Source organism: uncultured Methanobrevibacter sp., assembly GCF_947169325.1.
Taxonomy (GTDB): Archaea; Methanobacteriota; Methanobacteria; order Methanobacteriales; family Methanobacteriaceae; genus Methanocatella.
In genome coordinates, this window is the sequence record NZ_CAMVPN010000088.1 from 1 (window position 1) to 8,196 (window position 8,196).

9 protein-coding genes and 1 pseudogene are annotated in these 8,196 nt (G+C 38.4%); 4 read left to right on the plus strand and 6 right to left on the minus strand.

What is annotated here, in order from left to right:
• The 4 genes and pseudogenes from Q0W26_RS10185 to Q0W26_RS10200 all read left to right on the plus strand — a co-directional run.
• Nucleotides 1-236: pseudogene (locus Q0W26_RS10185) on the plus strand (5,10-methylenetetrahydromethanopterin reductase); the annotation flags it as partial.
• A 138-nt stretch (nucleotides 237-374) separates the two neighbouring features.
• A complete protein-coding gene (locus tag Q0W26_RS10190) occupies nucleotides 375-1,457 on the plus strand; it encodes an archaeosine biosynthesis radical SAM protein RaSEA (protein ID WP_298524806.1) in 1,083 nt (360 codons plus the stop codon).
• A gap of 37 nt (nucleotides 1,458-1,494) precedes the next feature.
• Nucleotides 1,495-1,977, plus strand: coding sequence for a DUF308 domain-containing protein (locus tag Q0W26_RS10195; protein WP_298524809.1), 483 nt, complete (start codon nucleotides 1,495-1,497; stop codon nucleotides 1,975-1,977).
• Nucleotides 1,978-2,000: 23 nt separating this feature from the next.
• Complete coding sequence (locus Q0W26_RS10200; protein ID WP_298524813.1) at nucleotides 2,001-3,278, plus strand: nucleotidyltransferase family protein; 1,278 nt, start codon at nucleotides 2,001-2,003, stop codon at nucleotides 3,276-3,278.
• Here Q0W26_RS10200 and Q0W26_RS10205 read toward each other — a convergent pair.
• Genes Q0W26_RS10205 through Q0W26_RS10230 form a run of 6 tightly spaced genes read right to left on the minus strand, consistent with a single transcriptional unit; the run spans nucleotide 3,268 to nucleotide 8,023 of the window.
• Nucleotides 3,268-4,002 carry an NAD(P)-dependent oxidoreductase gene (locus Q0W26_RS10205; RefSeq protein WP_298524816.1) on the minus strand — a complete coding sequence of 245 codons (735 nt, stop codon included), beginning with the start codon at nucleotides 4,000-4,002 and terminating at the stop codon, nucleotides 3,268-3,270. The two genes, Q0W26_RS10200 and Q0W26_RS10205, sit on opposite strands and share 11 nt — an antisense overlap.
• 12 nt (nucleotides 4,003-4,014) lie before the next feature.
• Nucleotides 4,015-4,875, minus strand: a complete 861-nt coding sequence (locus tag Q0W26_RS10210) for a DUF89 domain-containing protein (RefSeq protein ID WP_298524819.1) — start codon at nucleotides 4,873-4,875, stop codon at nucleotides 4,015-4,017.
• Nucleotides 4,876-5,079 (minus strand): MoaD/ThiS family protein, encoded by a 204-nt coding sequence (locus Q0W26_RS10215; protein ID WP_298524822.1) that lies wholly within the window; start codon nucleotides 5,077-5,079, stop codon nucleotides 4,876-4,878. It abuts the gene before it with no gap.
• A 4-nt stretch (nucleotides 5,080-5,083) separates the two neighbouring features.
• On the minus strand, nucleotides 5,084-6,001 hold the full coding sequence (locus Q0W26_RS10220) for a TIGR00269 family protein (RefSeq protein WP_298524825.1): 918 nt from the start codon (nucleotides 5,999-6,001) through the stop codon (nucleotides 5,084-5,086).
• Nucleotides 6,002-6,011: 10 nt separating this feature from the next.
• Nucleotides 6,012-7,166: a VWA domain-containing protein gene (locus Q0W26_RS10225; protein ID WP_298524828.1), complete on the minus strand. Its 1,155-nt coding sequence runs from the start codon at nucleotides 7,164-7,166 to the stop codon at nucleotides 6,012-6,014.
• A 2-nt stretch (nucleotides 7,167-7,168) separates the two neighbouring features.
• On the minus strand, nucleotides 7,169-8,023 hold the full coding sequence (locus Q0W26_RS10230) for a MoxR family ATPase (protein WP_298524831.1): 855 nt from the start codon (nucleotides 8,021-8,023) through the stop codon (nucleotides 7,169-7,171).
• Nucleotides 8,024-8,196: the final 173 nt, after the last annotated feature.

Here is an 8,196-nt window from a genome sequence, read left to right on the forward strand (position 1 = left end):
GATTCAACACCCAAATGGGTGAATTCTTAGCTAAAGGTGACTTCGGTGGAGCTATTGGAGCTGTCACTCCTGAAGCATTAGACGCATTCTCCGTATGTGGTACTCCTGATGAGTTCATTCCTAAGATTGAAGGCTTAGCTGAAATGGGTGTAACTCAATACGTAGCAGGTTCCCCTGTTGGTAAAAACGTAGAAGAATCCATTAAATTATTAGGAGACGTAATTGCAAGTTTCTAAACTTGCTTACTTTTCTTTTTTTTATTTTTTTAAACCATTATACACAACTTATTACCAATACTATTTTTCAACAACAATTTTAATTATCAAAAAATCCTAACTATATAATATTATAATTATTATATTGCAGGTAGAATAATGGAAATTGAAAATTTAACTAAAGAGATAAGACAAAAAGCATTCGAGCGAAAAGATCCGAAAACCCCCGAACAGGTTGGGGCAAGCTGGTACAATGATGACCTGACATATGACGGAGTTTCCAAAACATTGTTCATCATATTGCCTACCCCCGGCTGTGCCTGGGCTCTTGGAGACAGCGGCGGATGCACAATGTGCAGTTACGTATCTGACTGTACTTTAGAACCTATAGATACTGACACAATACTAAAAATATTTCATGAACACTTATCCAGACATCCGATAGCTGAAGAGGATAAGATTTCAGTTAAGCTGTTTGCATCAGGAAGTTTCCTAAATCCATATGAACTTCCAAAGGATGCCCGTGACGAAATCCTGAAAACATTGGTCAGCTTGGGAAACGTTACAGAAATCGTTGTCGAGTCCAGACCAGAATATGTGAAGGAAGATGTTCTGGATGAGATTTTTGAGATTATTGGAGACACATTGTTTGAAGTGAGCATCGGCCTTGAAACATCAAATGATTACACCCGTCTTAAAAAAATCAACAAGGGATTTACTAGAGAAGATTTTGAAAATGCGGTCAAGCTGATGCAAAAGCTAGGTGAAAGCAAAGGTTACAACATTAAATCAAAAGCATATATCTTTGTAAAGCCTATTTTGGTATCCGAATCACAAGCAATTTCCGAAGCGATTGAAACCGCCAGATACTGCGATTCAAATGGAGTCAATAGGCTTTCATTCTGTCCTGCAACAATACATGGAGGAACAGTCATTGAAAGGTTCTGGAGAAAAGGAGCCTATCAGCCACCATGGATATGGTCATGCATTGAAATCATAAATACAGTACGAGATGAACTTGACATACCTGCACTTCTCGATACATCCGGCTTCGGATCAAGGCGTGGCCCATACAACTGCAAAAAATGCAACAAAGATTTGAAGCACATGATAATAGCCAACAATTTAACTCAAAAGCCTATTGAATATGAATGCGAATGCAAAAGCGAATGGTTGGCCGAAATAAACAATTCGGATATGAATTCATCAACAGTTGAAATCAAACATATCCCATTATATTAATATAATTAAAACTATTAACTAATAATAGGAGGAAAACATGAAAACTAAATTTGTTAGTTTACTAGCTATACTACTCGGATTAATAATTATCATATTTCCAATACTCGGACTCATTGGAGTGAGCGCTTTAATAGGTCTGTCAGTATTGTTGATGTCAATCTACCTGCTTGTTGTAGGAGTGGCAATAATAGACTATAATCGGACAGGAGCATTGCTTGATTTGATTTTGGGAATGTTGCTGCTATTCTTAAGCATATGTTTAATATTCAATCCTGCATTGATTGGATTTATAGCTGAAATTACTTTATACCTTGCTGGAATAATGCTGATTATTGTTGCTGTGGTTTCACTTATTAACAACCGCGCATCCAGATATGGATTCTACACAGGAATAGCAGGAATCGTACTCGGATTGCTATACATAGTAATCGGAACCTACATTTCTAACCCTATCATTCTCGGTGCATTAATCGGAATATGGTTAGTGATAAGCGGTGTTTTAAAATTAATGGATGGATAAACTATCCATTTTCTTTTTTTTTGGTGTTAATATTGATTGGAATCAGTGCAGACTTTGACCCTGTCCATAAGGGCCATGAAAAATTAATAAGCGAAGCCCGCAAATTGGCGGATGAGGAAAACAAAAAGGTTGTTGTTTATCTCAATAAAGGATTCAGTGCAAACCATGCACCTTTTTTTGTTGATTTCAAAGCTCGAAGTGAAATGGCCCTGGCATTGGGTGCCGATGAAGTCAGGTCATTTGAAGGACTTCATCACAGACTGGTTTTATCATACAGCGTTCCAATCAGACTCAAGCAGATGATTGATGATGGCGTTACGGATTACATCACCTCGGCAAGCATATCATTAGATGAAATCAAGTCAAAGGCACAGAAGTTCATTGATGAGGGAAACTTCGTCGGAATGCCTAAGAGCTATACCAACAGAAACGAAATCAGATGGTATGCAATAAACGAGTTTCTCGGATCAAAACTCCAATATCATATAGTCAAGGAATTCAACAAGGACAAATATTCAGGACGGCTGATTAGGCAGTCCATAATTGACAATGACATGGCCATCACAAAGGATGTTGAAAAGCTGCTTCCAAAAACCACAGTTGAGATTCTTCAAAGGGAAATCGATGCCGGCAAGGTTCCAGGCGAGAGAAACTGGACTGACATCTATAAAAGAATGAACACATACTCCAGAGGAAACCTTGAAAAAATAGCTTATCTCAATGGAAACACCATTAATGAAATCATCAAAAGAAGAGTCTACAGAGACCCCGAATCAATATGGGCAGCATTTAGAAGATCAGATTACGGACCCGTCATGACCCGTCTTGCAATAAGTGCAATCGAAATGAAAGTCACCAAAAAGGAAGTAATGGACTTGATGAAAAGCTATGAGGCAAAGGGAGTGATTCCGGATAACCAGAAAGTCCAAAAGGTGATTGACAGGGCATGGTATGTTGCAAGCATGGGCGAGAAGGGCATGAGCGCACGTGAAGCGAATGAAGAATTCAGAAGCCATGACGTTAATGTGGATGCTCCGTTAAGCCTGGAAGCAGGGCTAAATTTGACAAAATTCGAAACAAAAATAACAAAGGAGGGCATCAATACCGACTTGTATGTGGACAAGAACGGCAAAATCTCCGTGCAGTTTAAAAGCGAAGGCAAAAAAATCAAAACCAATCTGAGACTTCCTGCTTTGGAAGTTACTTATCTTCGATACATTATGGATTCCCATTTCATTCCTGTTAAAGGAAGCATAAAAAAAGCCAAAAAGGGATTCAAAGTTAAAGTGGTTATCGGTTAAGCTTTTTCAAAGCTGCCCTGACCATTGTCAAATCGTTATTGTCAAAATAATCTATAATTTCTTCCAACTCTTCACTTTTTCTTTTTGAACTGTTCAATGTGTTGTTTATTCTTGAAAGGGATTTCTCCTTAAAGTCATTTCCCTCCGTTAATGTCAATGCATCAAAGAATTCATCTTCAAGATTGCATGTTTTGGCAATCTGGTGTGATTCAATCAAAAGTGCAGACAATGTTTTGGTATAAGCGCTTCTAAGCAGCTTCAATCTGGCCGCATCACCGACATTATCGCTTATTTTTTTGGTTGTTATGAAATCGTTTAAAAACAGCAGGCCATCAGAATTTTTGCCTGAAAGATACAATATCGGATTATCAGAATCTATCTTGCCAATGATTGCCCCGTCAACGAGGTTTGAAACATGCTTATCAATCTCCAGGGTAGTGTCCGGAGATATGTTATTCAAATCAAGATATATCCCTTTTGCATATTTACCATACTTTAAAGCGACATCTAAAGCGGATTTGGGCGATGTTGCTGAAATTAGAATATCGGATGCAGAAGCCACATCCTCAAAGGTGTCCAACACCTCAATACCTGATTTTTTGATGGCTTCGATGGTTTCGCCAGACCTGCCTTCAAAAGATGTGATGAATTCCATATCCTTGGATTTGATTAATTTAAAAAGATTTTGCGATACCTTTCCAAAACCTATCAAACCTACAATCATATTATCACAAGATTATTTTTTAAATAGCAGCATGTCATGCAAATTAACGCCGATGCCCCTTGAAATGGTGTTGCATTTCGCACACAGCAAAAAGTAGATTTCCTTATCTGACAAATCGATTTCAGTCAGACCTTCGTAATTTCCCATTCCTTTAGAGATAATAAATTTGTGGTCATTGAAAATTTCCCTGAATTCGTCTGAAATCTTGCTGTCGACATATCCGACTGTTCCGGCACCTATCTCGACAATGTCACCGAATTCATCAAGACCCGCATCCAACGCCTCAGGCATGCATGCGTCATTCAATATCGGTTCGGACTTAACTGCAATGGTAATGTCAAGACCGTATTCGGTAATCTTACTCAGCAGCAGTTTGTCAAAAACTATCTCTCCTGTATTGTCAACCAGATAGAGAACTTTATCATTATTCCTTAATGAATCTTCAAACTCTTCAATGTCCATGATGACAAGGTCCTTTTCAAGGGAACCTTTGATTACGCTTTCAATGTCATCATCCAAGGTGAATGCTCCGAAATCAAGAATATTGCCTATGATTGCTATCTTTACATAATTTTCCAGACTGTCGTCATCATCCAATATCTTTTTAACGTCGGGCAGATATTTCAATGCCAGTCTGTTGCTTTCGATTTTTTCCATGTAATATGGGTCTCTGCAGCCAGTCTTTTGCTTGATGATTTCATGCATTGCGGAGCCTGTGCTGTTTGAATTGGTGCCCTGATGGAAGTTTTCACTGAGATATTTGAAGATTTCTTCAATGACCTCCATCTTAAGCATTTCATCATCAGTGGACAAATCCAGCGCTTCTCTAGCCTGCCTTAAAAAGCAAGGCCCACATTCATAACTTATTTTCACTTAACCACCATAGATTATTTGAACCAATTGTATTTCATCGCCGTCTTCGATTACGGTATCCTCTATGACGAGTTCGCCGTTCTGTTTGGATACCATAGTCTGTGCAGATAAATTCAAATCATCAAGTAAATCTTTAATAGTGTAATCTTCTCTTGGAATTTCTCTTTCTTCGTTTAAATCCTTGTATTTTAAAATAAATGCCATTTTATCACAATCCTAATTCCTCTAAAAATGAACATGCCTTGCATAATTCGTTTGCTGCAGGCTCACCGCATCTTTCACATCTTCCCTGAGGATATTCCTTTTTAAGTTCCTTTTTAAGAATATTCTTTATCTTATCATAGCCTCTGAGAGTGGAATACTTTATTGTAGGGTGCTTTTCTGCAAGCTGGTTGATGACCTCTGAAACCTCTCCCCTGAATGACTGCATTGCATAAGGGCAGCTGTCAAAGTGAACTTCAAGGTCCTTTGCAACCACATATAATCCTATTTCACGTTCAGGAATCTCTCTTAACGGTTTGATTTTGACAGTGAACTCCTTAGCTTTTGATTCGGTCTTTGCACCCAATTTTGTCAGGTTATCGGTGTTTCCTTCAAGATAGTTCATCATTATTGCCTGAACCTCATCGTCAAGATTATGTCCGGTTGCAATTTTTGTAGCACCCATTTCCCTTGCAGCCTTATTGATTATTGTCCTTCTAAACACTCCGCAGTAGGTGCATGAACCTTTGTGATTTTCCCTCTGCATTATCTCATCTAATGTGATGCCGTAGTCTTCCTTAAGGGAAACGACCTTATGTTCTATTCCCAATCTTTGAGCATGGCGAACTGCAATGTCAACACCGTCCTGGCGGTAATTGGCTATTCCTTCATCAACTGTCACTGCACAGATGTCAATGATGTTCATTTCACGAAAGCTGTTTAAAATCTCCAAAGTGGTAACGCTGTCCTTTCCTCCAGACAATGCAACCAATACCTTGTCACCCTTATCGAGGAGCTTTTCCTTTTTGACCGTTTTTATTACTTTCTTTTCGATTGATTCTATAAAACAATCCTTGCATAAGAGCTGTCCGGATTGCTCTTTTTTAATAATTACTTTAGGATTACCACATTTACTGCATTGCATATTCATTACCTTATAATTGTTCTACAAATTGTGCCAGCTGATTCAATGTATTTACTTCAAACACCTTTGCTCCTGCCTCTTCATACAATGACACACAGCTGTCCACAACGTCCCATTTGTTTCTGTCTTCGGGATTTAGAATGATTAGCTTTTTGGAGTCTCTTGCCATTTCCTCAATCAGTTCCACACTTGCAGGCACTCCCTTGACTTTTGGTCCTGCCCAGTCCCTGCAGTCGGACAGGATGATGATGTATGACTTGTTGCTGATGTTTGCCATTTCCTGGAACTGCTTGAATGCAGAATACATGTCTGAAGTTCCATGCACCATCATATTCTTGACTCTCAAATCCTTGACTTTGATAAACGAATCTATAAGATATTCCTCTTTTAAAGCTTTGGTTGTTTCTATTACGCGATTGTCAAATTCAAACATTCTTGAGCGCTTAAAAGCGGTTTGGGCCGAAAACATGAGCATGAAAAACCAGCTGCTGATCCACTCACAGGACCCACTGATGTCATTTAAAAACAGGTGCTCGTTTTTATGAGGCCTTGGCTTTGCCTTTACAAGCTCGACAGGAACTCCACCGTATTTCAGATTGGTCCTGATGGTTTTTCTCATGTCAATCTTATGGGAATGGGACTGAACCTTACGCCTTGAACGTTTGTTGGCTATTTTTTTACCTAACCTTTGACAGATTTCAAGCATCCTAGGGTCAAACCTGTTGAGTGTGGTCAAGTCCTTGTTCATCAGTTCCCCATCACGTTCCAGCTGCTTGACTTCTTCAAGAAGAGGTTGGCCAGAAAGCATTTTAAGCTTTTCGTTGGCGATTTTTTCCTTATTGATTTTCTGATAAGCATTATTCTGCTTTTTGATAACATACTTATTGGATTTGGGTCCTCTTCCACGGTATGCAGTTCCCTTCTCAAGGCCCGGTTTGACTTCCTTTTTGACCTCTTCCTTGAAGATCTCCTCAAAGACCTTCAGGAATTTTGGAATGTCATACCTGTCCTTGACATAGACTGCCATCAGAGCATTCTTTAATTGCTGCCTGTCCTGTTCTCCCAAATCCATGTAGATTCTGACTGCCGCATCGGTACTTCTTATGCTTACCGGCAGCCCCTTTTTCCTAAGCTGGGAAGATAAATTTGCAATTTTAGTAATCATTTTTATCTTTTGCTTAAAATATCCTTAATCACTCTTTTTTTATCGCTTTCAGTTTTGATAGCTGTTCCTACACTGATTTCAAGTGCATCATTCATGTTTTTTGTTCCCAAATTGGAAACTGACCTGACCCAGTCAACAGTTCCTCTTACAGAAGGTTTTTTCATTAAGTTGAGATTACGTATTTCATGAACCAGCTTGACAACAACGGAAACGACTTCCTCATCAGCTTCAGGTATTTTGGATTTTACGATTTCAATTTCCCTTTCGACGCTAGGATACGGAATGTATAAAAACAGACATCTGTCTTTGGTTTCGTCAAGAAGTGACCTTTGTGAATTTGAAGTCAGAATAACAATAAGATCGTTTTTAAGCTGGAATGTTCCCAAATCGTTGATTGTGATTTCCTGCTCTCCCAATGCCTGAAGTAAGAAACTTTCAACTTCCTCATCAGCCTTGTCTATTTCATCTATCAGCAATACGGAATCATTTTCGTTTAAAAACGCATTGAGCAATGGCCTTCTGATGAAGTATTCCTCATCGAAAATCTCTTCAGTGTTGTTTGAATCATTACGGGCAGCTTCAAGATGGAGCAGCTGCTTTTGGTAATTCCATTCACCAACAATCTGCTCAAAGGTTATTCCCTCATAACATTGAATCCTGAAGAAATCCCTTTCGAATGACCTTGCAATAACCTTTGCAAGTTCCGTTTTTCCAACACCAGGAGGCCCTTCAATAAGCATTGGCCTTCCTAAAAGCAATGATAAATATACTGTAGTTGAAATTTCATCGGTTGAAACATACTCGGCATCTAAAAGCAACTTATCAATGTCTTTGATAGTAATGTTTTCTGTCTGCAAAATTTAACCTTCCATAAAATTTTTTATAATTACAAAAATATGATTGAATATGAATTTATTTAAGTTTTATGTAATTAAGTATATATTGATCTACATTTAATATATGATTAATTGAGGAGGTTTAAACAATATGGAAAAAGGAAACTTAAATATTGGTGCAGGAAATACCATTA